This window comes from Larkinella sp. (assembly GCF_965227735.1).
Taxonomy (GTDB): Bacteria; Bacteroidota; Bacteroidia; order Cytophagales; family Spirosomataceae; genus Larkinella.
On the sequence record NZ_OZ245776.1, the window covers coordinates 6,071,845 to 6,098,518 of the forward strand.

General features: G+C 52.9%; 15 protein-coding genes. 7 read left to right on the forward strand and 8 right to left on the reverse strand.

The genetic code is table 11. The features are described 5' to 3' along the window. Position 1: 1 nt before the first annotated feature. Positions 2–2,338, reverse strand: a complete 2,337-nt coding sequence (locus ACO064_RS23800) for a DUF5703 domain-containing protein (protein ID WP_421829698.1) — start codon at positions 2,336–2,338, stop codon at positions 2–4. 118 nt (positions 2,339–2,456) lie between these two features. Here ACO064_RS23800 and ACO064_RS23805 point away from each other — a divergent pair, with 118 nt between their 5' ends. Continuing rightward, on the forward strand, positions 2,457–4,010 hold the full coding sequence (locus tag ACO064_RS23805) for an MGH1-like glycoside hydrolase domain-containing protein (RefSeq protein ID WP_421829699.1): 1,554 nt from the start codon (positions 2,457–2,459) through the stop codon (positions 4,008–4,010). A 146-nt stretch (positions 4,011–4,156) separates the two neighbouring features. On the opposite strand, the gene ACO064_RS23810 is transcribed toward ACO064_RS23805, so the two are convergent. Further along, positions 4,157–5,059 (reverse strand): AraC family transcriptional regulator, encoded by a 903-nt coding sequence (locus ACO064_RS23810; protein ID WP_421829700.1) that lies wholly within the window; start codon positions 5,057–5,059, stop codon positions 4,157–4,159. A gap of 462 nt (positions 5,060–5,521) precedes the next feature. Here ACO064_RS23810 and ACO064_RS23815 point away from each other — a divergent pair, with 462 nt between their 5' ends. The 5 genes from ACO064_RS23815 to ACO064_RS23835 all read left to right on the forward strand — a co-directional run bounded on the left by ACO064_RS23815 (position 5,522) and on the right by ACO064_RS23835 (position 13,247). Further along, positions 5,522–6,202, forward strand: coding sequence for a DUF3826 domain-containing protein (locus tag ACO064_RS23815; protein ID WP_421829701.1), 681 nt, complete (start codon positions 5,522–5,524; stop codon positions 6,200–6,202). Between the two features lie 61 nt (positions 6,203–6,263). Next, on the forward strand, positions 6,264–9,479 hold the full coding sequence (locus tag ACO064_RS23820; RefSeq protein ID WP_421829702.1) for a SusC/RagA family TonB-linked outer membrane protein: 3,216 nt from the start codon (positions 6,264–6,266) through the stop codon (positions 9,477–9,479). Between the two features lie 11 nt (positions 9,480–9,490). Next, complete coding sequence (locus tag ACO064_RS23825; protein WP_421829703.1) at positions 9,491–11,266, forward strand: RagB/SusD family nutrient uptake outer membrane protein; 1,776 nt, start codon at positions 9,491–9,493, stop codon at positions 11,264–11,266. Between the two features lie 188 nt (positions 11,267–11,454). Beyond that, the gene (locus ACO064_RS23830; protein WP_421829704.1) at positions 11,455–13,032 is read left to right on the forward strand and encodes a glycoside hydrolase family 28 protein; all 1,578 of its coding nucleotides are present in this window, start codon (positions 11,455–11,457) and stop codon (positions 13,030–13,032) included. Positions 13,033–13,055: 23 nt separating this feature from the next. Then, positions 13,056–13,247, forward strand: a complete 192-nt coding sequence (locus ACO064_RS23835; protein WP_421829705.1) for a hypothetical protein — start codon at positions 13,056–13,058, stop codon at positions 13,245–13,247. A 10-nt stretch (positions 13,248–13,257) separates the two neighbouring features. Here ACO064_RS23835 and ACO064_RS23840 read toward each other — a convergent pair whose 3' ends face one another. Beyond that, positions 13,258–16,101 carry a glycosyl hydrolase family 95 catalytic domain-containing protein gene (locus ACO064_RS23840; RefSeq protein ID WP_421829706.1) on the reverse strand — a complete coding sequence of 948 codons (2,844 nt, stop codon included), beginning with the start codon at positions 16,099–16,101 and terminating at the stop codon, positions 13,258–13,260. Between the two features lie 18 nt (positions 16,102–16,119). After that, positions 16,120–17,697, reverse strand: a complete 1,578-nt coding sequence (locus ACO064_RS23845; RefSeq protein WP_421829707.1) for a sodium:solute symporter family transporter — start codon at positions 17,695–17,697, stop codon at positions 16,120–16,122. Positions 17,698–17,775: 78 nt separating this feature from the next. On the opposite strand from ACO064_RS23845, the gene ACO064_RS23850 reads away from it, so the two are divergent. Beyond that, positions 17,776–18,300 (forward strand): hypothetical protein, encoded by a 525-nt coding sequence (locus tag ACO064_RS23850; RefSeq protein WP_421829708.1) that lies wholly within the window; start codon positions 17,776–17,778, stop codon positions 18,298–18,300. 184 nt (positions 18,301–18,484) lie between these two features. On the opposite strand, the gene ACO064_RS23855 is transcribed toward ACO064_RS23850, so the two are convergent. The 4 genes from ACO064_RS23855 to ACO064_RS23870 all read right to left on the reverse strand — a co-directional run bounded on the left by ACO064_RS23855 (position 18,485) and on the right by ACO064_RS23870 (position 26,660). Beyond that, complete coding sequence (locus ACO064_RS23855; protein ID WP_421829709.1) at positions 18,485–19,546, reverse strand: Gfo/Idh/MocA family protein; 1,062 nt, start codon at positions 19,544–19,546, stop codon at positions 18,485–18,487. Positions 19,547–19,549: 3 nt separating this feature from the next. Next, positions 19,550–22,069: an L-rhamnose mutarotase gene (locus ACO064_RS23860; protein ID WP_421829710.1), complete on the reverse strand. Its 2,520-nt coding sequence runs from the start codon at positions 22,067–22,069 to the stop codon at positions 19,550–19,552. A gap of 125 nt (positions 22,070–22,194) precedes the next feature. Next, positions 22,195–24,978: a glycoside hydrolase family 2 protein gene (locus ACO064_RS23865; RefSeq protein ID WP_421829711.1), complete on the reverse strand. Its 2,784-nt coding sequence runs from the start codon at positions 24,976–24,978 to the stop codon at positions 22,195–22,197. 266 nt (positions 24,979–25,244) lie between these two features. Continuing rightward, on the reverse strand, positions 25,245–26,660 hold the full coding sequence (locus ACO064_RS23870) for a RagB/SusD family nutrient uptake outer membrane protein (protein ID WP_421829712.1): 1,416 nt from the start codon (positions 26,658–26,660) through the stop codon (positions 25,245–25,247). Positions 26,661–26,674 lie beyond the last annotated feature (14 nt).

Consider the following 26,674-nt stretch of genomic DNA (forward strand, 5'->3'; position numbering starts at 1 on the left):
TTCAGGGGGTTGGGGATAACAAATTCACCACATCGCCCCGGCGCAATTCCGGCGTTACAATCAACGATTCCAGTTTTCCATTTTTCAAAACCGCTTCGACGGTTGTGTTATAGGGCGCGTGGAGTTTGACGTGAACATCCCAGGTTTTGGGCCAGGCCGGAAAGAGGTAGATTTTCCGGCCGTCGGCTTGCAGCAGCATTTCCTGCAAACCGATCATGCCCGAACCGCCCCAGTTGTGGTCGGGCGTCCAGTCGAAACCGGGACCCCAGAAGGCTGGAAACCGCCGGCCGGCGTTGGCTAATTTCAGGAGCGTGAGCCGGGCGGCTTCGTCGGTCAGGCCCAGCCGGGCGGCAAAAATATTGTCCTGCTTCCAGCCGACATGACTGCGAAATTTCAGAGCGTCTTGGTCGTAGCGGTAGGTGTTGATGGCCGTATCCAGACCCGGTTTCCCGATTCCATAGATTCCCCACGGAAAAACCGGGTAGAGTTGGGGCGTTTCGACGTTGTTGATTCGCTCCCACAATTTGGCGGGGGCAATCGTCGGGTGGCCGTCAAATTCCCGGAAACTAATCGGCGGAATCCGGTCGAGCATCTGCTTCCAGGCCGTCCGTTTTTCGGCGGTCAAATACCCTTCCGGCAGTTCCAGCAAACGCGTCAAAACCGTTCGCAAGGCCGAAACCGTCGAGGTGGCATTGTACGCCATTTTGTAGGTTTCGGCGGCCGATCCCGGATATAGCACCAGCTTGTTTTCGCCATCGAACGCTTTGCTGCCCCGGCGTTTCGCCAGATACGGGTAGTGTTCGTTGAAGAACGTCAGGCAGCTTTCGATGAACGGAATGTCGCCCGAAATGTCCTTTCCGGCGTAACGTTCGGTTTCCAGCATCATCAGGCAAAATTCCAGAACCGTGTCCCATTCATACTCCAGCCAGGCGTTGTATTCCATGCCTTTATCATAACCCGCCGGGCGTTTCCAGCCGTATTCGGCGGAGTTGGGCAGACCGAAGTTTTCAATCTGTTCGGTAAAGCCCGCGCCCTTGTGCTGCCAGTAGACGGCGGTTCGCAACTCGGCGGTTTTCAGCAGGTTCCGGTAAAAATCAAACTGCGGTTTCATCAAGTCCCAGTCGCCACTTTTCAGCATCGGCCAGTAGACCAGCCGCTGGTTTTGCGCCGTGTGAATACCGCCCCCCCAATTGCGGAAATCGGGCGTAAACTTCATGGTGGAGTCGGTGAGCGAGGGGTCGTAGGTGAACAGTCCGCCGTTGAATTTGGTCGGGTATTTCCCGAACGCATTGCAACCCAGCATATACCGGAACAGTTGGTAATTCCGGGCGACCAGCCATTCGGGCGAATCAATCGGGGCATTAATGTAGATGTAGCTTTTTTGCCAGTAGTCGTTCCACCAGGTTTCAGTCCGGCGCTGGGCGGTTTTGGTAGCGGCAGCGGCTTCTTTTATTTTGCTTTCGAGTCCCTGTTGCCAGTCCCGAACGCTGGCGGTTTGATCCGTGTGCAGGTGCAGAACCAGTTCGTGTTGGCGGGAAGCGGTTTGACTCACCAACTTCCAGCCCTGAAAATCAGTAGCGAGGTACTTGCCCCGGTAGGTCCCGGCGGGTTTTAAGCCTTTTCCCGAAAAACGCCCGCCGAAAGTCAGGTTCGCCAATGGGTTAAATAATTGATTTTTAACGCTGTCCAGCCCCTGTTGCTGCACCGTTACATCAAACACCGAGCGTTCAGCCCCGTTTCGGTGGTAAAACTCGACCGCATCCCCGCTAAATCGCACCGAGTCTTTCAACGTTTTGACTTCGCCCTGGGGTGCCCATTTGTACGAATTCGCGTTATTTTCCCTGCCTTTCGTGATGCGATCGGTATGCCGCCAGCTCTCGAAAGCCGCTTCGGCTTTGACGGCTTTGGTGCTGGAAACCGCCACGTGGATAACTGGCCGGAACACATCGACCCAGACCGTGATTTTTGCCGATAGCCCGGCTCGGGTGCCGGTGATCTCCACATGCCCTTTGTTGAGCACCAGTTCCTGTTTAAAAGTTGTTCCGGCGTCGAACGGATTGGGGGCCAGTTTCAGCCGAATCCGTCCCAGTTTCAACACCGTATTATTGTGATCGAACGTGCCGCTTCGGGCTACATAAAAGAGAAGATCACCGTTTTCTATCCAGACATTCAGTCCAATATCGCCCCCGCCACACGGCATCGATTCCGAAGAGTTTTTGCTTTGACTAGTCCAGACGACATGGTATGGATTTAGAGCCGCCGACTGCGCAGAAACTGTAGGTAAAGAATTTAAAATCAATATAATAACCGCCGGGAATAAGGCCGCAAGTCGATCCATTTTGAGTCGGTGAATGAAGCGTCGCAAAGCTAATATGGTATAATTATGGGAGAAAATGGTACAGATACCGAGCAAAGTTACAGACTATATTTGTGAAGCAACGGGCATAAAACGGCGAATGATACACTACAGAAAAACGGTTGGACTTGTGTGGTTGATCGGGTTGTTGCAGACTCCGGTTTGTCTGGCTCAATCGTCAAAAATACTGTCGACGGAGAAACTGAAAAACTACGTAACTTCCTTTAATTCCACCGATGACGAAGCGGTCAAAAACCACGTTCCAAATGCACAGTCGTTCGACTGGCTTTCCCGGAATATTCCGCTTTTCGACTGCCCGGATTCGACGTTGCAAACCGTGTATTACTACCGCTGGTGGTCGTTTCGGAAACACCTGAAGCAAACGCCGGAAGGCTATATTTTTACGGAGTTCATCACCAAAATGAACCACGCCGGTAAATACAACGCCATCAGCAGCGCGCTGGGCCATCACATTTACGAGGGCCGCTGGCTGCACGATCCGCAGTATATCGATGACTACATTTCGTTCTGGCTCTACGTCGATCCGAAACACACCGCGCCCCGGTTTCACGCGTTCAGTAGCTGGGTGGACGACGCCGTTTACAACCGGTATCTGGTCAATCTGGATAAGCCTTTCATTCAAAAAAACCTGTTGGCGCTGGATGACGATTACCGCAAGTGGCAACAGGAGAGGCAGTTAGCCAGCGGTTTGTTCTGGCAATTTGACGTCCGGGATGCCATGGAAGAATCGATCAGTGGTTCGCGGAAAGACAAAAACCGGCGTCCAACCATCAACAGTTACATGTATGGCAATGCCAAAGCCCTGGCCGACATGGCGGCTCTGGTCCACAACGATACGCTCCAAAACCGCTACCGGCAACTGGCTGCGTCGCTGAAAAAACTGACGCTGGATAGTCTGTGGAACGCGGAGGACCGATTTTTTGAAGTGAAATCCGCCAAAGGCGGTTTTGCCAACGCCCGCGAAGCCATCGGTTTCATTCCCTGGTATTTTGACCTGCCCGACGACAGCCCGGCCTATGCCCGGCAGTGGGACCAGTTGACCGACACGTCCGGTTTTTCGGCTCCCTGGGGGCTGACCACGGCGGAGCGTCGCCACCCGCTTTTCCGGACACACGGCTCCGGCCACGGCTGCGAATGGGATGGCCCGGTCTGGCCGTTTGCGACGACCCAAACGCTGAAGGGGCTGTCGAATCTACTGACGAAATACAAGAATCAGGGGCGGATGACGAAGGCGGTTTTTTACGATGAATTGCAGAAATACGCCCGGTCGCACACCATGAACGGAACGATTTATTTGGGCGAGTATCAGGATGAAAAAACCGGTGAATGGCTGAAGGGTGATAATCCCCGCAGCCAATTTTATAACCATTCCGGTTTTGCCGATCTGATCATCAGCGACCTGGTCGGGCTGAAACCCCGCGCTGATGATGTGCTGGAAATTCATCCGCTGATTCCCGACCACTGGGCGTGGTTTTGTCTGGATAATGTAAAATACCACGGAAAAATCCTAACGATTCTGTACGATAAAACCGGAAACCGCTACGGAAAAGGGAAAGGATTTCGGGTTTTTGCGAATGGAAAAGAAGTGATCCGGGCGGGGAAAGTGGGGCCGGTAATGGAAAAAGGGTTTTAGTAATAATAACGAATATTGAATGTGGAATTACGAATAACGAAGTGTTGCCCCTAAATCCCCTAAAGGGGACTTGGACGCGAATCTTCCGGATGCAAAAAGTCCCCTTTAGGGGATTTAGGGGCAACACTTCGTTATTTCAATTTTTTTCAAACACTCGCTTTGCTCAGCAGTGATTTCGACTTGTTGAGATACTGGCGTTTGTATTCGAGGGGGGTGACGCCGGTGACTTTTTTAAAGTGGCGGTAAAAATTCGATACGTTGTTAAAACCGCAGTCGAAGCAGATCACCTCGGTGAGGGTTTTGCCTTCGATCAACGCCCGGCAGGCGTGGCTGATCCGGATTTCGATCAGAAAATCGTAGTAGGTTTTGTTGGTCATCAATTTAAAATACCGGCAGAACGACGTCACGCTCAGGTTGCTGATGGCCGAAATTTCTTCCAGCGAAATCTCCTTTTTGTAGTTCGCGAGCGTGTAGTTGCAAACCGTATTCAGCCGCTGGGTATCGGTTTCGTCGGATTGGTAAAAAACCGCCCGGCCATTGACAATCAGCTCATATTCTTCCGTTTCCGCGAGGGTTTGCAGGATGGAAAGCAGGATGATGATTTTGTCGAGATTGGTGGCGTCGAGCGCCCGGTGCATCAGGTTCGCGAGTCTGGCATTGGCCTGGCCTGTGATGACCATGCCGCTTTTTGCTTTTTCGAACAGCCGGGGAATTAAATACGCTTCCGGTAATTTTAAAAGATCGTCGCCCAGGCAATCGGGCAGAAATTGAATCACAATAACTTCGATGGTTAAATCCGGGTCGTTGCTGTAATATTCTTTCCCACTTCGCCAGGTATGCGGCAAGTTTTCGCCCACTAATACAATCTCTCCCGGCGAAAAGTTAGCGATTTTGTCGCCAATAAACCGTACCCCTTCGCCTTTTATAATATAATGCAGTTCAAGCTCGGGATGATAGTGCCAGATGTTCTTGAAATGCGGCAGAATATCGTGCCGGACAATATAAGAGTTTTCCAGCTTATCCGTCACTTTTCGAAATAATGGCTTCATACGTATCGCGCACTTACGAGTCTACTGAATTCGGACCGGGTCGGTAAGCCGACCCTTCTTCTTTACAAAGGAAAATCCCGGCTGATCTACTGAATCGGCCTGGAGTCTACTCATTCCGCCGGATCAGCACAGAAACCGTTCAGGCAGTACCGTTCATTTCCGGCTTATTTTGTTTTCACTCTGTGGATTTCGGTAACCGATATACAAAAATAAACGAAATAACTCCAATTATTCATATTTATTCGATGATAACTTCCTATAATAATTTGGCAAAAAAATGCAGCTATGCCCCTGAAATGTACTATATTTTTGTAATCAGTTGTAGAATAGTATTGTAAAATCCTGATTTAGTCTTCTTTTAGCGCCTGGTTATGAAGAAAATGGCAGGCACAGGCTACTCAGGCGGTAATCAGCGAATCCGAGTCCGTAATCATCCTGTTGCGTTGTTAATTTCCGACTACCATGACACCAAAACCCCTTCTGTTCAGTGGCCTGCTTGTTGTGATGGGCGCTTTTTCGGCCCTGGGGCAATCTTCGGCTCCGGCCAATTCCGACACCGCGTATAACCGGGTCGTTACCGAACGGGCTGCGAAGATTGTGGCCATGCTGAACCTAAGCGAGCCTGCAAAATCGGCCCGGGTTCGGGAATCTATCGTGCAGCAATACCGGGATTTGAACGCCATTCATGAACGGCGAAAAGAAGCGATAAAGAACCGGATTGAAATCGCTTCTCCAGCGGCAAAAGTGGCCGAAAAAGAGAAACTGGAAGGTGAAATAACCGGCGAATTAAAAACACTGCATATGGATTTTCTGGGTCGTTTATCCATTGATTTAAATGGCCAACAAATCGATCAGGTAAAAGACGGTATGACGTATGGTGTTTTGCCGATAACCTACAAGGGGTATCAGGATATGTTACCCGATTTAACGGAAGCGCAGAAAAAGCAAATTCTGACCTGGTTGACCGAAGCCCGGGAGCGGGCGATGGACGAAGGAACCTCGAAAGAGAAACACGCCGTGTTCGGCAAATACAAAGGGCGGATCAACAACTACCTGTCGGCGGCCGGAATTGACCTGAAACAGGCGGGCAAAGCCTGGGAAGAACGCATTGCGAGCGAGGCCGAAAAGGCCCGGAAACAGTAACCAAGTCAATCCTTTCCAACCAACCGGGAGGTTCTCTGCACCTTCCCATCCTTTCAACCCTATGACATCGGTTTTACGAACGAAAACAATCCTCCTGCGCACCGGCAGGTTGCTCTGCGTGCTGACGCTGGGATGGCTCTCTGATGCGGTTTGTTATGCCGCCAAAAACGGAGGAAATGCCGCGCTGGCGGCCTTCAAACCGGTGGCTCCGCTGGAAAACATTACGGGTGTTGTGAAAGACGCGAAAGGCGAACCGCTGCCGGGCGTGAACGTTCTGATCAAAGGCACCAAAACCGGTACGGTTTCGGACATCAAGGGAACGTTTCGGCTGAATCTGCCAAAGGGAGACGAAACCTTGATTTTCAGTTACATTGGTTTTAAAACCCAGGAGGTTCCGGTCAGAGGACGCACGACGTTTGCGGTGCAACTGGAAGAAGACGCGGCCGCGTTGAGCGAAGTCGTGGTGGTCGGCTACGGCGTTCAGAAGAAGGTCAGTCTGACGGGAGCGGTTGCCACCATTGATATGAAAAGTGTTCAGGATCTGCCGGTTAACAGTTTGTCGGCCGCACTGACCGGGCAGTTGCCGGGCGTGGGTGTTTCGGGTGGAACCAGTCGGCCGGGCGAAAATGCACAGATTACTGTTCGGAATCCCATCGTTTTATCGAAAGACGGCGGAACGCTGCGGCCCTTGTATGTCATCGACAACGTGGTGCGGTCGGAGGATGATTTCAACGCCCTGGATGTGTCGGAGGTTGAGGCCATTTCGGTGCTGAAAGATGCGGCTGCGGCCATTTACGGGGCGCGTTCGAATCAGGGCGTGGTGGTGGTGTCGACCAAGCGCGGAAAAGCCGGAACGCCCAAATTCAGTTACAGCGGTTCGACCGGTATTTCGGATGCCCAACTGCCGACCATGATGAACGGGTTTGAGCACGCAACGTATCTGAATGACGTCAATTATGCCGCTGGCCGACTTCCGACCGACCCGCTCATTTATACACCCGACGAACTGGCGCATTTCAAAAGCAACAACACCGACTGGCTGCGGCAGGCCTGGAAACCGTCGACCGTTCAGCGCCACGCCCTGAACGTGAGTGGTGGCAACGAGAAAGCGACGTATTTCGCGGGCGCTTCCTACAACGCCCAGAATGCCAATTTCGACAACATTAACTCGGGGAAGTGGACGTTCCGGGCGAGCGCGGACATGCAGGTGACGAAAAACCTGAAAGCCGCCCTGTCGTTGAGCGGAGATCTGTCGGACAAGAAAATGTATTACCTGAAACAGGGGGGCGAAAACGCGGAAAACGACATGCGCAGCCTGTTGTATACGCCCCAGTTCGCACCGCCGTATGTGAACGGCCTGCCGGTTTTGCTGTCGAATGGCGGTTCCAACGATTTCGGCGCTTTTCACTTTTTCGAGATTCAGAAATCCAATAACTACACCCAGACCCGCAGCAGCGGCCTGAACATCACGGCCAATCTGGATTATTCCATTCCGTTTGTACCCGGGCTGAAGGCTCGGGTGCTGTATAGCCGAACCGTCGATAACAGCTTCGGGAAGCAATACGGAACGAAATACAATGTCTACAATTTCTCGATGCTGGGCGACCACAAGCACATTTACGGGGGCGATGTGCTCAAGATCGTTACGCTGAACAACGGCGACCGCGTGCGCGCCAATCCCGGTTACACGGATACTTACCAGCTTAACGGGTATCTGAATTACGACCGGCAATTCGGGAAACACCAGGTGTCGGCCATTGCGTTCTTCGAGCAGTCGGAAACACACGCCGACAACATTGCGGCCATGGCCGAGGGCGTCATCATCGGCGGGCTGGACAACATGCGCTATGCCACCGGCACGCAGACCACGACGGAAACCGAATCGGAAGTTGGTTTTCTGTCCTACGCCGGTCGGATCAATTACAATTACGCCAACAAATACCTGTTTGAAACCGCCATCCGGTACGATGCGTCCACCAAATTTGCACCCGAATACCGCTGGGGTCTTTTCCCGTCGTTTTCGGCCGGATGGGTCATTTCGGAGGAACCATTTTTTCGGAATGGCGTTCGCTGGGTCGATTTCCTGAAACTGCGCGGCTCGCTGGGCTTTCTGGGCGGAGATGCCACCAAACCGTATAACTGGCTGACCAGCTACTCGATCCAGACGGGAAAAGGGGCGGTTTTCGGTGGCAATGCCGACCGTCCGCTGATCGTGTCGCCCAACAACGCAATGGCCAACCGCCAGGCTCGCTGGGACGATAACACGAAGTACAACATCGGTATCGACGCGCAATTCCTGAAAAACCGCCTGTCACTTGGCCTGGATGCGTTCTACGACCACCGCTACAACATGCTGACCTCGCTGACCTCGTCGGTTCCGCTGCTGGTGGGGGCCACGTTGCCGTCTGAAAACTACGCGACTGTCGACGGTTTCGGGACGGAAATTTCATTGGGCTGGAGCGATAAAATTGGCAGCGACTGGTCCTACAAAGTCAACGGTTTTTTCACCTGGAGCGACAACAAACAGATCAAAATCGATGTCGATAGAGGCAAAATCGGCACCTTCGAAGACCCCCTCGGCAAGTCGTCGGACATGGGCTTCAAGGCCTACAACTACCTCGGGATGTTCCGTACCCAGCAGGATGTGGACTCGTATCTGGAAAAATACCCGGGCTACACCATTTTCGGCGCGGTTCCCAGACCGGGCATGTTGTATTACGAAGACGTGCGCGGCCCCAAAGATGCGTCGGGGCAGTTCACGGCACCCGATGGAAAAATCACCGATGCCGACATGCAGTTTCTGACGAAAAAAGCCAATAACCACTACGGTTTTGGGGTTAATTTCAGCACTTCGTACAAAGGGCTGTCGGTGGCGGCTGTCATCAGTGGGTCGTTTGGCGGTCAGAGTTCGGTCGAATCGTCGGCCCGTTCGCAGGCGACGCCCACCGCCAACCGTCCGCAGTTCTGGGCAAACCACTGGACGCCCGAAAATCCGAATGCCGCCTACCCCAGTCCCTATTATCGGGATAATTACAACGTCGAGTCCGACTTCTGGTTCCGGAGTTCCACGCAGGTTTCGGTGCGTAACGTCAATGTTTCGTATGGCTTACCGACCGGTTTTACCAGCCGGTTGGGTCTGAGCAATGTCCGGGTCTATCTGGTGGCGACCAACCCGCTCAATCTCTACAATCCGTTCGATTACAAAACGTATGCGGGCAATTACGATGCCTATCCGGTGCTGCGCTCTTTCTCACTCGGTCTTAATCTTGGCTTGTAACCTTCGACACCATGAAACTCTTTCCTAAAATCATTGCCGTATGCTGCTCGTCGCTGGTGCTGACCAGTTGCATGGAGGTACTCGATAAAACCGACCTGGGTTCGACCAGCGGGGCGTTGATCTTCAACGATTCGACGCTCACCCAGATGAACCTCGATTTCGTCTACGACCAGAATTTGCCCACCGGTATTGCGACCTTAGGGCCGGGAAATCCAAGCGTTACCACCCTGTCGGATGAATCGTTCGGCGAAAGCAAACTGCTGGAGGGGTCGCTGCTCATCAATGAAGTGGGTGATTTCGGAACGGCGCTGAGTGCGACCAACAACTACGGCAAAATCCGGGTCATCAACATGTTTCTGAGCGATGTTAACGCCGGAAGTTTGCCGCAATACACAAAAAACAAACTCCGGGCGCAGGCGCAGTTTTTCCGGGCCTGGCGGTATTTCGACCTGGTGCGGTTGTATGGCGGTGTTCCGCTGGTGCTGACGCCCCTGGCGGCTGTGGGCGTCGAAGCCCGCGACAAGGCGTTTTTACCCCGCAACAGCACGACCGAATCCTTTGCGGCCATTGTGAAAGACCTGGATTCCACCATTGCGTCGGTGCCGGGTCGCTGGAGTTCGTCGGCCGACTGGGGCCGGATTACGAAAGGTACCGCAGCGGCTTTGAAGGGGCGGGTGTTGCTGACGGCGGCCAGCCCGCAGTTCAATCCGGGCGATGCAGTGGCGAAATGGCAGACGGCGTATGACGCCAACAAACAGGCGTTTGATCTGCTGACGGCCAACGGCTACGGCCTGCACGCTTCCTTCGATCAGTTGTGGTTTCAGGAGGTGAATAACCCGGAAGCGGTCTTTGTGACGGGTTTCAACACCTCGACGGGCGACCAGACTCGCAAGAACAACGGCTATGACAACGCGACGCGCCCGTCCTATACCGGCACGAGTGGCGGTTCTAACCAGCCGTCGTGGGAGATGGTGAAAGCCTTCCCGATGCTGGATGGCAAAAAACCGGGTGAATCGACGAAATACGCGTATACGGATCAGTTGTTTTACAAAAACCGGGACCCGCGGTTCAACAAAACCATCGCCTACAATGGCGTTAACTGGCCTCTGAACGGCAATAATTCGTATAAACTCTGGACGTATTTTGCGGGCGGAAAAACTGTGGAGCCGAAGGCAACGAACACCGGTTTTTATACCCGGAAAGCTGTCAACCCCACCCCGGCGATTGGCGACGTGCAGTTTTCGGGCACCGACTGGATCGAAATCCGGTTTGCCGAAGTGCTGCTGAATCTGGCCGAAAGTGCCGTTGGGATTAACAAACTGGACGAAGCCTACACGCAGCTGAAAGCCATCCGGAAACGGGCGGGGATCGAAGCCGGCACCGACGGTTTATACGGGTTGAAAACCAACATGACCCGGGCCGAGTTGTTCAGTGCGATTCTGGACGAACGGCAGATCGAGTTTGCCTTTGAAGGCAAGCGGTTCTGGGATTTGCGTCGCTGGAAACTGATCGAGAAAACCCTGAACGGAACCCGGCGGACGGGCGTGACGATCAGCCTGAAAACCACAGGTGTCCCGGCGGATTTTACCACCACCCGCGACAACGTCAACCTGGATCTGGCCTACACGAACTATTTCACGCTGGAATTCAAGCCGCTGGACACGAAATATGCCGTCAACTGGAAACCGGAATATTACTTCTTCGCTATTCCGCAGTCGGCCATCGACAACAACCCTAAACTGATTCAGAACACCACCTGGGGCGGGGCGTTTGATCCGCTGAAGTAAAAAATAGAAGAATTGGTGGTTGTACCAGCCCACGGTTTTAACCGTGGGAAATGATTAAATACGTTCTTCGCGGCCAACCGTTTTAACGGTTTTGGATTTCTAAAACCGTTAAAACGGTTCGTGTTATCCGGTTTCCCTCGCAGTCCCCCGGTTAAAACCGGGGGCTATTATTTTTATTTCGTAAAAAGATGTCATCACAGTTTAGAACAAAATACGGTTTTCTTCTGGCGTTCTCCCTAACGGTTTTTATAACCATCAGCGCGTTGGCGCAACAGGGTATTTACCACAATGTACTACAGTATGGCGCGAAAAATGACAGCAGCCAACTGGCGACTGCGGCCATTAAAAAGGCCATCGATACGGCGGTGAAGGGCGGAGGAGGAACGATTTATTTTCCGCCGGGAAAATACAAAACCGGCCCGATTCATCTCAAAAGCAACATCACGATTCAAATCGACGCCGGGGCCGAACTGCATTTCAGCGACAACTTCGATGATTACCTGCCGATGGTGGCGTCGCGCTGGGAAGGCACGGATGTGACCAATTTCTCCCCGCTTTTCTACGCCTATAAAGCCGAAAATATCGCCATTCGGGGGCGCGGAATCATCGACGGGCACGGAAAAAAATGGTGGCATTATTCGGAAGTGATCGTGAAGAATTCGCCGGGATCGAAGTGGCAGGACGAGTTTCACCGCCTGAACAAAGACATTTTGCGGCCCGACTTGCCGGGTTGGGTGGAACGCGGTTTTCTGCGGCCGCCGTTCATTCAACCCATGCACTGCAAAAATGTGCTGATCGAAGGCATTACCATTCGGAATTCGCCGTTCTGGACCGTCAATCCCGAGTTTTGCGAAAACGTAACGGTCACCGGAGTCACGATCAACAATCCCAAATCGCCCAACACCGACGGCATCAATCCCGAATCCTGCCGGTACGTACACATTTCCAACTGCCACATCAGTGTAGGTGACGACTGCATCACGATCAAATCGGGCAAGGACCGCGCGGGTCGGAAAATGAACGTTCCGGCCGAAAATTACACGATCACAAATTGTACGATGTTGTCCGGACACGGGGGCGTGGTCATTGGCAGCGAAATGTCGGGCGGGGTTCGGAAAATCAGCATTTCCAACTGCATTTTCGACGGTACGGACCGCGGCATCCGTATCAAAACCGCCCGGGGACGCGGGGGCGTAGTCGAAGAAATCCGTGTCGATAACGTCATCATGAAGAACATTCGGGAACAGGCCATTGTGCTCGACATGCACTACGCCAAAACGCAACCGGAACCGGTTTCGGAGCGAACGCCCGCTTTTCGAAATATCCATTTCAGCAACATCACCGCCGAAGCCAAACAGGCGGGTTATCTGAGCGGTTTGGAAGAAATGCCGATCGATAACCTCACATTTAACGACCTTAATATCACTGCTGAAACCGGTTTTTTGATCAAAGAAGCGCGCAATCTGGAGTTTCACAACGTCTCCGTCGGCACGCAAACCGGCCCCGCAATCATTGCTGAGAAGGTAAAAACGCTTGAACTGGATGGTGTAAAAACCGTCAATCCGCATCCCGGTACGCCGGTGGTAGAACTGACCCGTGTGGAAGATGCTTTCGTCCACAACTGCTTTCCGAAAGCGGGTACCGAGGTGTTTCTAAAATTGACCGGTACACAAAACCAGGACATCACCGCCAGCGGCAACAACTTCCGGCATGTGAAAACGCCGGTGTTGAAAGAAGGCAAGTTGGAGAGTTTGAAGATCGAGTAAACCGGTTTTCTCGAACGTTTATCGTGGAAGAAAACGAGGACAAAATGAAAATAGCAGCCCACGGTTTCAACCGTGGGTTCAAAGCAATTTCCCAATTTCCACAAACCGTTTCAACGGTTTTGCATCCTGAAACCGTTGAAACGGTTCTCACCGATTTTAGGATGTTTTCCCGTTTCCCCGGATTAAAATCCGGGGCTGTTTTTTCAATCGTCTGATTTTTTTGTTTCAAATTACCTTCAACTCGCCATTCAACCGATACGTTTTCCCTTTCCCGGTAGTTAACCGGATCTGTTTATCGCCATAGCGCAGCGTACACGGCTGCCCGGCTTTCGACGTTACCTCAACTCCACTCAGTTGTCCGTTCTGCCAGCGGATGTTCAGCACAAAACCGCCGTGGGCACAAATCCCGTTGAGGTAACCCGTTGGTAATTCAGACGGCAAGGCCGGGAGCAGATCGATCGTTTTGCCCTGACTTTGCAGAATCATTTCGCCGATGCCGCTGGCACCCCCAAAATTCCCGTCGATCTGAAACGGCGGATGGGCGTCGAACAGGTTGGGGTAGGAGCCGCCACCCGTAACCCCTTCGGGCGAAATGGCGGGGCGAAACAGCAGTTTGAGCATGGCATACGCATGGTTGCCATCGCGGAACCGCGCCCAGAAATTAACTTTCCAGGCCAGACTCCAGCCCGTTCCTTCGTCACCCCGCTCAAGCAGCGACTGCCGGGCGGCTTTCATCAGGTCGGGCGTTTCGTCCCAGGTGATGTCGGTGCCGGGGTGAACGCCCCAGAGGTGCGACACGTGCCGGTGGTGGTCGTTCGGATCGTCGATGTCCAACAGCCATTCCTGCAACTGGCCGCGTTTGCCAATCTGGTTGGGAGCAATTTGCCCATACATCGTTCTGAGCGTGTCGCGGAACGCGGCATCGGTGCCGAGGACTTCGCTGGCGGCTATGCAATTTTTGAACAAATCCCGGATAATCTGGTGGTCCATCGTCGGCCCGGCGACCAGGCCGAGGTGTTCGGGCGAGTTGGACGGTGTGCTGATGAGCCAGCCGGTTTTGGGGTCTTTCACCAGAAAATCGACAAAAAACTGAGCCGCTTCTTTCAAGATCGGATAAGCCCGGTTTTGCAGAAAATTCCGGTCCTGGGTGTAGCGGTAATGTTCCCACAGGTGCCGCGACACCCAGGCTCCCCCGCTTACCCAGATGCCGTGGTTCGACGCGTTGATGGGGGCCGTTCCGCGCCAGAGGTCGGTGTTGTGGTGGAGCACCCAGCCCCGGGCGTTGTAGTATTCTTTGGCGGTTTTACGGCCCGATTCAACCAGCTCGTCAATGGCTGCAAACATCGGTTCGTGACAGGCCGACAGGTTCAGCATTTCGGCGGGCCAGTAGTTCATCTGGAAGTTGATGTTCGTGGTGTATTTGCTGCCCCAGGGCGGGGTGAGCAGGTCGTTCCAGATGCCTTGCAAATTGGCCGGTCGGGTGCCGGGGCGGGAACTCGAAAGCAGCAAATACCGCCCGTATTGGACATAAAGGGCCACCAGCGCCGGATCAGCGGCTTTCTCGAAGCGTTGCAATCGTTCGTCGGTCGGGAGTTGTTCGCTGGCGGTGTGGCCGAGATCCAGCGAAAGGGTGTTGAAATAGGATTGATAATCCTGGATGTGAGCGGTTTTCAGGGCGGCAAATGCCTTTTTACGGGCGGTTTGCAGCGGTTTCTGGCTTAGCGTGGCCGGATCGCCGGAAACATCTTTGAAATTCTTGAAGTTGGTCCCCGCCGTCAGCAGCAGCGTGGCTTCGTCGGCACCCGAAATGACAAGTTTATTACCCGATGCGGTAATCCGGCCTTTTTTCGTCTGAACATGGAGTAAACTTTCGCCTTTCAAAGCCCCATTCTGCACCTGAACCGACAACGCCAGAGTCTGTTTATCAATCCTGCGAACCGCTGCGCCTTTGTGCGGACTGGTTAGTGTGGCTTCAAAACTGATTTTCCCCGGCTGGCTGGCGGTCAACTGAAGGGCAATAACCTGACCGGGGGTGCTGGCGAGGTATTCACGGGTAAACGTTACGCCCTTGGACGAATAGGTAACGCGGGAGAGAGCGGTTTTTAGATCCAGCTCCCGACGGTAGTTGACCGGTTTTTCGGAGTCTTTGAACCGGAGCCATAGGTCGCCAAAGGGTTGATAATCGGCCTGATAGCGGGGTGAGGCCGGGGGCGCGTCATCCTGAATCCAGTAGTTGAACGGTTTGGAAAGGGCAACACCTTCGGTTGGTTGCGAGCCTGCTGGATAAACGACAAACGTGGGCTGATCGGTTTTGACCCCGATAAAACCGCCTTTGTCGAACCAGTTGATGACCTGAATCGCCAGTTGATTTTTCCCCGCGTGCAGTTTTGCCGCCGGAATTGTATACCGCCGGTTTTTAGCAATGCCTTCGTCTGAGCCGACTAACTCGCCGTTCAAATACGTAAAGTCCTGATCGCGAATGCGTCCCAGATCCAGAATGATATCCTTTCCCGCCCAGGCTTCGGGCAGATTGAACGACGTACGAAACCAGACCGCGCCATCCAACCCCTCCAGTCCGGCCCTTTCCCAGCCTTCAGCCGTTGGAACGGACATGGTTTTCCAGGAACGGTCATCAAAGGAGGGTGATGCCGGATGTTGCGCACCGGTCAGGTTACGGACCTTGGCGAGCCAGGCGGTTTTCTTCGGCATATAATCCGATTCGTTGCTCTGACGCCCCATGAACTGCTCCTGCGCCAGTTTTTCGGCTTCGGCCTGTTTGCCGTCAGCGAGTAATTGTCGAATCCGGGGTAGGTATTGGGATGCGCCTTCGCGCTGGTATTGCCGCGGTTCGCCGGTCCAGAGCGTTTCTTCGTTGAACTGAATATGATCCGTTTCAACGCCCCCGAACACCATGCCGCCCAATCGCCCGTTGCCGATGGGCAGTGATTCCACCCATTGACTGGCGGGTTGTTTATACCAGAGCGTAAGTGATTGTGGACTAGATTGCTGTCCCTGAGTTGTTCGTGAAAAACAAGTGGCTAAAAGGAATAAAAAGGCGGTTTTTTTCATAACTGGAACGGTTGACCGCTAGTGAAAAGCAAGATACAGAATCCCCATCGTGATCATCAGCGAAATCCAGGCAATCCAGACGCGTCGGGTTGGCCTGATCCGGTTTTCAGACGCAAGGGGTACGTAGATGGACGGATTTTTATCGAATGCCGAAATCAGGATGGCCGTGATAAATAATACGGCAAAAATAGAAAAGGAAACCAACAAATAATGGGGCCAGAAAGTGTAGCGATCGGGCGGGAGTACCCACAAATACAGAATGCCAACGCCCAGACTGCATGCCGAACCGACCGACAAAATGGCGTTGACGGCGGTGCGGGTGGTGCGTTTCCAGAAAACCGTTAGCAGAAAAACCGTGGACAACGGAGGTGCAATGAAACCCAGCACCGACTGAAACACGTCGAACAGATTCAGTCCTTTGATGCTGTCGATGGCCAGGGCCATCAGAACGGCAAACCCGCAACCCACCACCACAGTCAGCCGCCCGACTTTGATTAGTTGCTGCGTGCTGGCGTTGGGGTTGATTTTCTTCCGGTAAACGTCCATCGTAAAAACCGTACTCAGCGAGTTGAGCGACGAGCCAATGGTGCCGACCAAAACCGCAATCAGCACCACAATCACCAGACCGTTCAGGCCGGGCGGAAACAGATTCGTGACCATCGTCATGTAGGCTTCGGTGGGGTCGTTCAGGTTTGGAAACAGAATGAAACACAGAATGCCGGGCAGAATGAACAGCGGTAAGGAAAGGATTTTGAGCCAGCCGATGAAGTTGACGCCCAACTGCCCCTGCTCCAGATTTTTGGCTCCCAACACCGATTGCACCATCGCCTGATCGGTGCAGAAAAAGGCGATGGCGGCCACCGGATAGCCCAGCAAAATGGCGGGCCAGGGGTAACTCTTGTCGCTGGCGGGGTGAATCAGGCTCCAGTATTGGGCGGGTGCTTTCTGAAAAACCGCAGCGAGTCCGCCGACTTTATTGATGCCCAGAATGGTGAGCGTCAACGATACGCCGATGAGCAGAATCATCTGAAAAACGTTGACGCGGGCAATGGCTTTCAGACCACCCGAATACGCGAAAAGTCCCGCAAACAGCACCAGTACCGTCACCGACTGCGCCATGGGAATCCCCAGAATCTGCCGAACCAGAAAACCGCCCGCGAACAGTCCCAGCGACAGCCACGAAATCAGGATTTTGATCAGGGCATACCACGCCAGAATGGTTTGCGTCGATTCGCCGTAGCGTTTCCCCATGAACTCGGGCATGGTCGAGACGTTGGCAGCCAGGTATTTGGGCGCAAAAACAATGGCCAGCAGGAATAAAAACACAAAGGCGTACCAGTCGAAATTGATGGCCACAATCCCGGTACTGTAACCAATGCTCGCGAACGCCAGCAGCATCGAAGGCCCCACGTTCGTTCCCCACATGTTGAAGCCAATACTGGCCCAGCCCAGCGACTTATTCGCCAGAAACAGCGTCTCGTCTTCGCCTTTGTTTTTCGGCACACTGGCGCGGTAACCAATCACCGCCAGAACGATCAGGTAGGCCAAAACGATGCAATAATCCAGGACGGTCAGGCGGTCGATGATGGAGTTCATGAAGTGGAAAGTTGTTAGGAAAACCCAAACGATACCAATACATTTGAAAAGCCCTTTGGAATTCTTAAATTCGTATAAGTGAAAAAACAACGCAGATCAGGCCTTGATTTTGAAATAGACAGACTAACAAATTCGATTGAAAACACACTGACTGGCGAGGTTTTCGATACAGAAATTAGTAGGCTGACTGACAAAGAAATTAGGCAGATTAAGCGGACAGACTGGCTTTTTAATTGGCATAAAGAGCTTAGAGACCAGGCTAAAGAAGTTTATAAACTAACGACCGTAAATAATCCTACCATCATTCAGGGGCTTGTTAGTATTGAAGACAAGCAAGATCATGTTTTCATGCATTTGATTGAGAGTTCCAAATTCAATAAGGGGAAAAACAAAGTTTATTTTGGTGTTCCGGGAAATCTCGTTGCTTATGCCTGTAAAGTTTCAGTTGACAAAGGTTACGAAGGCTTTGTCGCTTTTGATGCGAAGTCCGCTTTAATCAAACACTATCAGGAATCGCTTCTGGCTACTCATTTTCGTGGATTACGAATGTTCATAGACACTAGCGCGGCCTTGAGACTTATTGCACACTATTTTAAAAGTTAAGATCATGGGACTGATAAAAGAACCAATAGATATTGATCTGTCAACCAAGTCAGAACCGTGGACGGAGCAGGAACTTGTGGAATTTCGAGAGATCATGCAACAGATTAAAACCCGAAATGCCAAGCGAAAAAAAAGCGAGCTAGAGCTTAGAAAAGCGGATAAACGAACCGCCTGAATGGTATACCTACAATCCATACTCACCTAGAACTTCCCGAAGTTTCACCGGTAAACCGGTTTGCAACGATTTGTCCATTGCCTGAAGCAGCGCCACCGTGCCGATGCCTTCGCGAATGTCGGGATAAGCCGTTTGCCCGGATTCGAGACAGGTGGCGAAATAATCAAGGTAATTCTGGTACTCGCCCGCGTGGTGGCTTTTGCCCTCAAACCGGAAATAGTGTTTCAGTTTGTGTTCCCAGGTTTGCACAATTTCCTCGCCGGTGTTGGTCGTGATGGCGTAGCGTAAATCCATATAATCGGCCTGGCTGCAGCCTTCCGTACCGCGCAGAATGCAGCTCATTTCGGAATCGCGAACCACGGGTTGAACGGGTCCGGTGTAAGCGCCACTCACGCGGGCGATGCGTCCATCGGTGGCTTTGAAAATGAAGTGCATCGTGTCGTCGTTTTTCAAACCGCCCTTCCGGCCGTTGGCGCTAAGCATCCCGTAGCCCATGACTTCCTCAATGTCGGGCAAATACCAGCGGATGAAGTCGACCGGGTGGCTTAAACCGCCATACAGCCATTTGAAGGTGTTTTCGAGCGACCAGCCTTTGGCCAGAAACCAGCGGTGATCGGCGTGGTAATAGCCTTCGATCGTGATCAGTTCGCCGATTAAACCGGCTTCAAAATCCGCCCGCTGTTTTTTCATCGGTTCGAAAAACCGGGAACTCTGCCCAACGAACACTTTTTTGCCGGTTTGTTCACTCAGGTCGATCAACGCTTTGGCTTTCGATAAATCATCGATGAACGGTTTGGTGCAGACCACGTGCTTGCCGTGCAGGAGTGCCTGTTTGGTGTGTTCGGCGTGGAATTTATCGGGCGTATAAATCGCGATGACATCGATCGCCGGATCGTCGAGTAAATCCTGATAGTGGGTCGTATGATGCTGAAAATCAAATTCTTTAGCCCGCTGCTGACACAACTCCAGTTTCTGATCGCAAACTTTCACCAGTTCATACTTCGGGCTCGATAAAGCCGCCGACATCGTACTGCGACCTTCGCCCAATCCTAAAATTCCTAATCGTAACATGGTTTAGTTGGTTAAAAAAACCGGTTGTAAATTGACCCAGACTTCGCCCGGTTTGGTACCGGGAATACCTTCCTGATAGCGTTTCATGCGGGCGTTCCAGGCATCGACACGCGGGTTGTTTTCGGTGGTTTTGGGGTTGAGTTTGTCGAGACTTTCGCCTTTGGGAATGCTGATGACCAGCATCAGTTGCCGCCCGTTTTTAAACACCAGCAATTGCTGAAAACCGGCGTTGCAGAACCCTTTCGCCACCTCCGGCCACTTCTCAAACTGCGTGGCATGGTCGGCGACGTACTCTTTCTGCAGTTTTTCATCATTGACCAGATTGGCCGTCAGAATCGTGTGCTCCCAGTCGCCAGCCGTCGCGCCGGCATCGCAACGGTTGCGGTTGAACTCGTAGACCAGATCGTAGTACGTCCTGATTGTCGCCGTTGGGAAAGCCGACTTGAGCCGACTGGTCAACACCGAAACATCCTGCACCTTATCAAAAATGACGGAACGGTTTTGCCATTGATACAGCGCATCCAGCCGGATTTTCGTCCGCACCAAAACCGCCTTCAAACGTTGCGCATCGACCGGTTTGTTGTCGTTGCTAATTATCTCCACAATGACCGGGTTGTCTTTGGTAATCAGCCAGTTGGTGTCGGGCTGGACTTTGTCGTTGAGCAGATACCGATACGGTTTCTGAATCCCTGCTTGCGTTCGAATGCTGTCCGAAACCTGCGGGCCGTTGTGTTCCCAGACATTGTTCGGCCCGTTGGCGTTTTGCAGAAATTTTTCCGACGGCGTCCAGTTGTTCTTGATCGTAAAATACGACGATCCTTCGTCGGTGTAGAGGTAAAACCAGTGGTACGGCAGGTGGGCGTAGGGCGCTTTGTACACGCTGTCAATGGCATTTTCGGCGATCACCGAACCCGGTTGCGCCGACAGCGTGTAAATGGCCGCGGCATCGTACAGGTGTTTGGCAAAATGGTGAATCCTGTTGGCAACCACCGCATTATTCCGCATGGCGTTGATCGTTAGCGTCCAGCCCCAACCCAGGCTGATGCCGCTGTACGACACCTCACTAATCTCATTGTGCTCGATCGTTATGCCCCGAACATACCCCGCGCCAATGCCCACGCAACCCCAGTCTTCGTTCGTGATGTTGGTAATCAAATTATTGCTGATCAGTAGGTTGTTGCAAATTTCCCGTTCGTCGGTGGGGTTGTAGGGTCGGTGAATTTCCGTGGCTTCGTCGGCAAAAACGCCCGTCAGAATGCCCGTTCCACCGATGTCTTTGAACAGATTGCCCCGGATCACATTATCACTTCCGCCTTTGTGGTAATCCAGTCCGGTGGCCGCCAGGTGCTCAAAACGGCAGTTTTCAAAACCGGTCTGCCGCGCAAACGACACCTCCACAGCCGCAGCCGGACGACCCACCCACGCCTGATTTTCGAGTGTTTTTTTATCGGGCGTACCCGGTATTTTCAGTTTGTAGGCGTCGAGCATGTACAACCCGGCCTGGTGCGGCACGTGGCCCTGTTGCGACGGACGGAGCCAACCCGTATGCTGGAACGAAACGCCTTTAAACAGGACATTCGAAACCGGGCTGTCGGCGGTTCCGAGCATTCGCACCAGCGTTTCGAGCGCGGGTGAGATGACCTGTGCCGTGGCCAGATTTTCGGTCGGTCGCGGGATGTAGTAGATTTTTTCGGCTTTGGTATCCAGAAACCACTCGCCGGGTTGATTCAGGAACTGAATGGCGTTGGTCAGATAAAACGCCGAGTTGCCGGTTTCTTTCGAAATCCAGGGTGCGGGCCAGGGGTGTTCGGACTGAATACGGCTTTCGGGTTGGTGAAAGGATAGTTTGGCGCTATCGCCCTGAATCGCAATCGTTTTGACGCGCAAATTGGCAATGGCCCACCACTGCTGAATCTGCATTTCCAAACCGGCGGCTTTTGATAAATCGCCAAACTTTGGGGTCGGAATCCAGCAGGTTTGCTCGGCTTTGTTCCACGACAGAATCCGGTTCATCAGCGGATCCGGCGTATCTTTGGCACGGATTGCCTTCTCACCGTTCACCCACAATTGCCGAAATTCAGCCAGCCGCCCACCGATTTTGGGTGCCTCGGCCACCCAGACTTTTCCGACGGCTTCTTTCGGCAAACCGGCCACGGTCGTTTTTAACTTCTGCCAACCGCTTATCGAAACGCCACCGCTCAAAACCGGTTTCGCATCCGGAGCCGCTTCAATCACCGTCGGGCTTGCTGGCGTCCCCGAATCTTCCGGTCGGATAAAAACCGGCTCGTTTAACGCATAGACGCCATTTTCCAGATAAATATGTGCGCCTGTCGCCACACTCGGATCGGCTAACCGGCGTAATTCCCGAACCTTCCGAAGCGCCAGTTGTAAACTGGCCAGCGGTTTTTCGTTCGTTCCCGCATTCAAATCCGATCCATTTGGCGACACCCAGATTTCAGCTTGCTGCGCGAAAATGAGATTCGGTAGCAGGGAGAGGATGAATAGTTTTATGAGTCGTTTCATAAAGCCAATTGCCCCTAAATCCCGATCGTCGGCCCGGCCTAAAGGGGACTTCAAGCATCTGGATGTTTCGGTGTCCAAGTCCCCTTTAGGCCGGGCCGACGATCGGGATTTAGGGGCGTTCTTTTTCATTTCCCGGAAAAATCAAAATACAACGTCAGCTCTTTGGCGCGGGCGGGTTCCTTTTCGTAGTCGTAATAAATGTGCTTCATGCCCATCGGCCCGGTGGTTTCGTTGCGCTGCGTTTTGCTGCCGATGCTGCTGATACCCTGCATGAACGACAGGTCGCCCGACGGAAAAATCGGTTCGTAATTGTGCCATTGATCGGTTTTCCAGGCGGGCGTAAACAGCCGGAAAAAAACGTCTTCGTTTTCCGTCGCCACCGTGAAAGGCTGACCCGATGTTTCGAACCGGCACCAGTACAGATTGGCGTGATAGCCTTTGAATTCGGGGTAAACAACCGGCGTTTCACCGGTCTCGGTGTTGTTGTAGGTCTTATTCCAGATGCCCAGTGCCCCGCCTTTCATGCGGTTTTTCCAGACGCGATACGGCCCTTTGCCCATCCAGTTGACGGCCTTCATCTCGCTTTCAGGAAACGAAAAATTGACGCCGACCAGCGTCGTAAAATAGCCGTCGGGAAAATACCGCACCCGCATTCTGACCCAACCCGATGGGAAAATAGTCCATTGCAGCGTGTTATAGCTGCTTTTTCGGCCAAAGGTCGATTCGATAACGACGGTTTTGCCGTCCATGCGGTGGGTGAAATTTTTGAAATTGTTGACACCTTCCTGCAAAACCGGGCCGTTGGTGAACGGGATCGTTCCGTTCCGGTTTGCCACGTGTTTCAAGACACCGGTTTGCTTACTAAATGACAACACAATGCCGTTGGCCGAAACGGTATATAACGAATCGGATTCGGTGAACGTGACCGGAGCCGAACCGTCGGTTTTGACGAGCGACGCGGCAATCTGGTTGGGTAACGAAATCGGGAAACTCCAGGTAAACAGCTCGCGTTGGTGCGGATCGGTGGCGGTGATGTACAGAAAATCATAGTCGCGCCAGTCGGGGGGAAGGCTGGCTTTTAGTGCGCCTTTTTCGAGCGGTTTCAGGTTGGGTGCCGATATAGAAAAAGACTTTTCGGGCGGTTGAATTGCCCCGTTTGGCCCGCTCACTTTCACCAGTTTTCCGGTAAACGAACAGCGGCTTGTATTGGTAAAGTGATACCGGTTTTCAATCGGAAAAGTGCCGTCGAAGGTTGACGTGATCTCCCGGCGTTCCAGCCGGATCGGTGACCAGACTTCCTTGATCGTAAAAAAACTGCCTTCTTTTTCGCGGTACGGCCCCACAATGCCGTCGGCGCCCCGGTTTCCGTCGGTGTCGATGAGGCCGTTCTGATCCGTTCGCACGACGCCCTGATCGGCAAAATCCCAGAGGAAACCGCCAGCCGCCAGCGGGTCGTGCCACATCGCTTCCCAGTAATCTTCCAGCCCCGCGCCGTGACCGCCGTCGTACATGCCGTGCAGAAACTCCGTCGGCAGTGTGATTGAATGGCCGTGGTTGTAGTTGCCGATGCCGTAGTTAAATTCCCGGTAATGCTGCGTGTCGAAACCGCCGAAATCCTCCCAGGCGTGAATGACGGGCCGTTTTTGAAGGTCTTCTTTAGCGAACAACGCGTCCAGTTCGGAATTGTGACCACCTTCGTTGCCGTTGATCCAGAAGATAACCGACGGGTGGTTGACGTCGTGCGTAATCAGTTCGCGGAGCAGTTTGGAACCCGTCGGCGTGTCGTAGTGACCGTGCCAGCCTGCCAGTTCGTCGAATACAAAAAGTCCCAGCGAATCGCAGACGTCCAGAAAATGATCGTCGGGCGGGTAGTGTGACATCCGAACGGCATTCATGTTCATGTCCTTCATCAGATTGACATCCAGAATACTCAGTTTTTTGCTCAGCGCCCGGCCCGACGACGGCCAGAACGAATGCCGGTTGACACCCTTGAGTTTGATCTTCGTACTGTTGACGTAAATACCGTCGCGCGGTTTCACTTCGACGGTTCGGAAACCGAAGAATTTCGTCAATGTATGAACCGGCTTTCCAGCCTCCAGCAACCTGAATTCTACTTTGTAGCGGTTGGGTGTTTCCGATGTCCACAAGAGCGGTTTCAGTACGGTTTTCGTCAGGGCAACGGTATGGGTTTCGGTGCCGATTTTTGCGCTGAATGGTTCGCCTACTTTTTGTCCGGAAACCGTATAAATCTGTCCGGAAATTTCAGAGGCTTTGCGGTTTGTTTTCAATCGAAGTTGGGCCATAAAAGAGCCGTTGGCTTTGGCGTCGATGGCAACGTGTTCGATGTGTTCGGCGGGGAGAATTTCGAGGTAAACCGGTCGGAAAATACCGCCGAAAATCCAGAAATCGCCCTTACGTTCGGCCTCATTGACAGACGGGTTCGCCGAGTGTTTCGAGACGGTAATTTCCAGCAAATTGCCCGAACCGTACCGGAGCACATGCGAAACATCGTATTTGAATGCGTAGTACGCCCCTTCGTGCGTAGGACCGACCGGTTTACCGTTGATTTTAACTTCCGTATCGGTCATAACGCCCTCAAAAACCAGGTTGATCCGCTTGCCTTTCCACGACGCCGGAGCCTGAAAAGTATGCTTGTAAAGCCCCTGTTCTTTGCCGCGCGCACTGTCTTTGGCAAAACCGTAATTGTACTTCCCAAACCCCTGCAACTCCCAGTTCGACGGCACCGGAATGGTGGTCCACTTTCCCGAATTCCGACCGGCGGTGCAGTAAAATTCCCAGTTCACGGTCTGGTCGTTTCCCGTGCCCGACAAATACCGTTTTTCGGTGGTCTGGGCGGTGGCAACCTGCGCAATCAGAAGCAGAAAAACCGGTATCAATCGGTACGTCATGGGTCGGATTCGGGGCGGTTACTTGCTGTTTATTCGGTTGAAATGCCTTGGCGGGTTAACCTGGTTTTTGCCTCTGCAAAGGATCACTTTTATGGCGTATGGGATATGTATCATTTTAGCGGGGATGTGTAGCATTTTGTCAATCCGGGATTTTGGTATTCGGTTTACGGTTTTCAGTTTACGGTGACTGAAGCAAGTAATTGGAACGCGTCAGAAAGCTTGCGTCTGCCACCGTAAACCGAATACTGTAAACCGTAAACCGCAGACTAATACCCCGGATTCTGCGTGATGGCCGGATTCTGGGTGCGGACGATTTGGGGAATTGGCCAGAGCAGTTTTGTGGCAGTAATGGCTTTCCCTTTGGCGGTCAGAACCGGGACGGCGCGGTTGGTGCGCTTCAGATCGAACCAGCGTTGAAATTCGATCGCTAATTCCGTCCGGCGCTCGTGTTCGATGGCGAGATCGAGCGTCGGGTATTTGGCGGTTGGATACGTTGCCTCGCCAAACTTGGGCAGTTTCGTCCGCGTTCTGACCAGATTGAGGTACATTGGATCGCCCGTTGCTTCGGAAAGCAGCAGCAGCGCGTCGGCGTACCGCAACACCATGAAGTTGTTATTCGACAAGGGATTGCCACCCACCTGCGTCGCTTTGGTGTCGGTCCACTTAATGGGGTATTTCTGGGCGATGAACGTTCCGGCATTGTTATACCCCAGCGCAATCGAGGCATCCCGGCGCGGGTCACCGGTTTCGTATTCATTGTACAGATCGTCGGTCACCTGGTTCATGCCACCGCCGTAGAAACCGAGGAAGTTGTTGTTCGGGTAAAATGTCTGATAAAAGCGGCTGAACGGGGCCGAGGCATTGCCGCCCAGATACTGAATCTCGAAAATGGACTCCTTCGTGTTTTTGACGCTCGGTCCCCATAAATCGGTATAATTGGCGAGCAATGAATACTGATTGCTGTTGTACACTTCCTTCAAAACCGTGGCCGCGGCCGCTTTATCGCCGAGGGTCAGATACACTTTCCCCAGCAACGTCTGAGCTGCTCCTTTGGAAGCCCGGCCCGGAATCGTAATGGCCGTCGCCAGCGGTAGTTTCTCAGCCGCAAAAAGCAGGTCTTTTTTGATCTGATCGTAAACCGCACTTTGCGGAGAACGCAGGACGGCGTAGCTTTCCTCGCCGGTCAGTGGCGTGGTGACGATGGGCAAATCGCCCCACAACTGCACCATGTTGAAGTAATAAAGTCCCCGCAGAAACTGCATCTGGGCTTTCACGCCGTCCTTGTAAGCCGCATCCAGACTGGCCCCTTCAATTTTGTCGAGAACGATGTTCGCGTTGAAAATCGCTTTGTAGGATTCCTGCCAGAACTGGTACACCATCGTATTGGCGGTGGCCAGACTGTAGTCCTTAAACTGCCATTTATCGGCCTGAATCCCCGAAATATTGAACATGATGGCGTTGTCGCTCATCTGCTCGTTGGCGTACGAAACCGGCCCTTCCGGGTGGTAAACCGTATACAGCGACGCATACGCTCCGTTGACGGCCAGCTCGAAATCGTCCCGGGTTTTGAAGTTATCCGCCGTCGCATTCGAAAGGGGCGTCAGGTCCAGAAAGGTGTCCTGGCAACTTGAGGTCAGCAAGCCGACGCAAAGAAAGGTGAGAAAATATTGGATCGTTTTCATGGGTGATCGTTCTA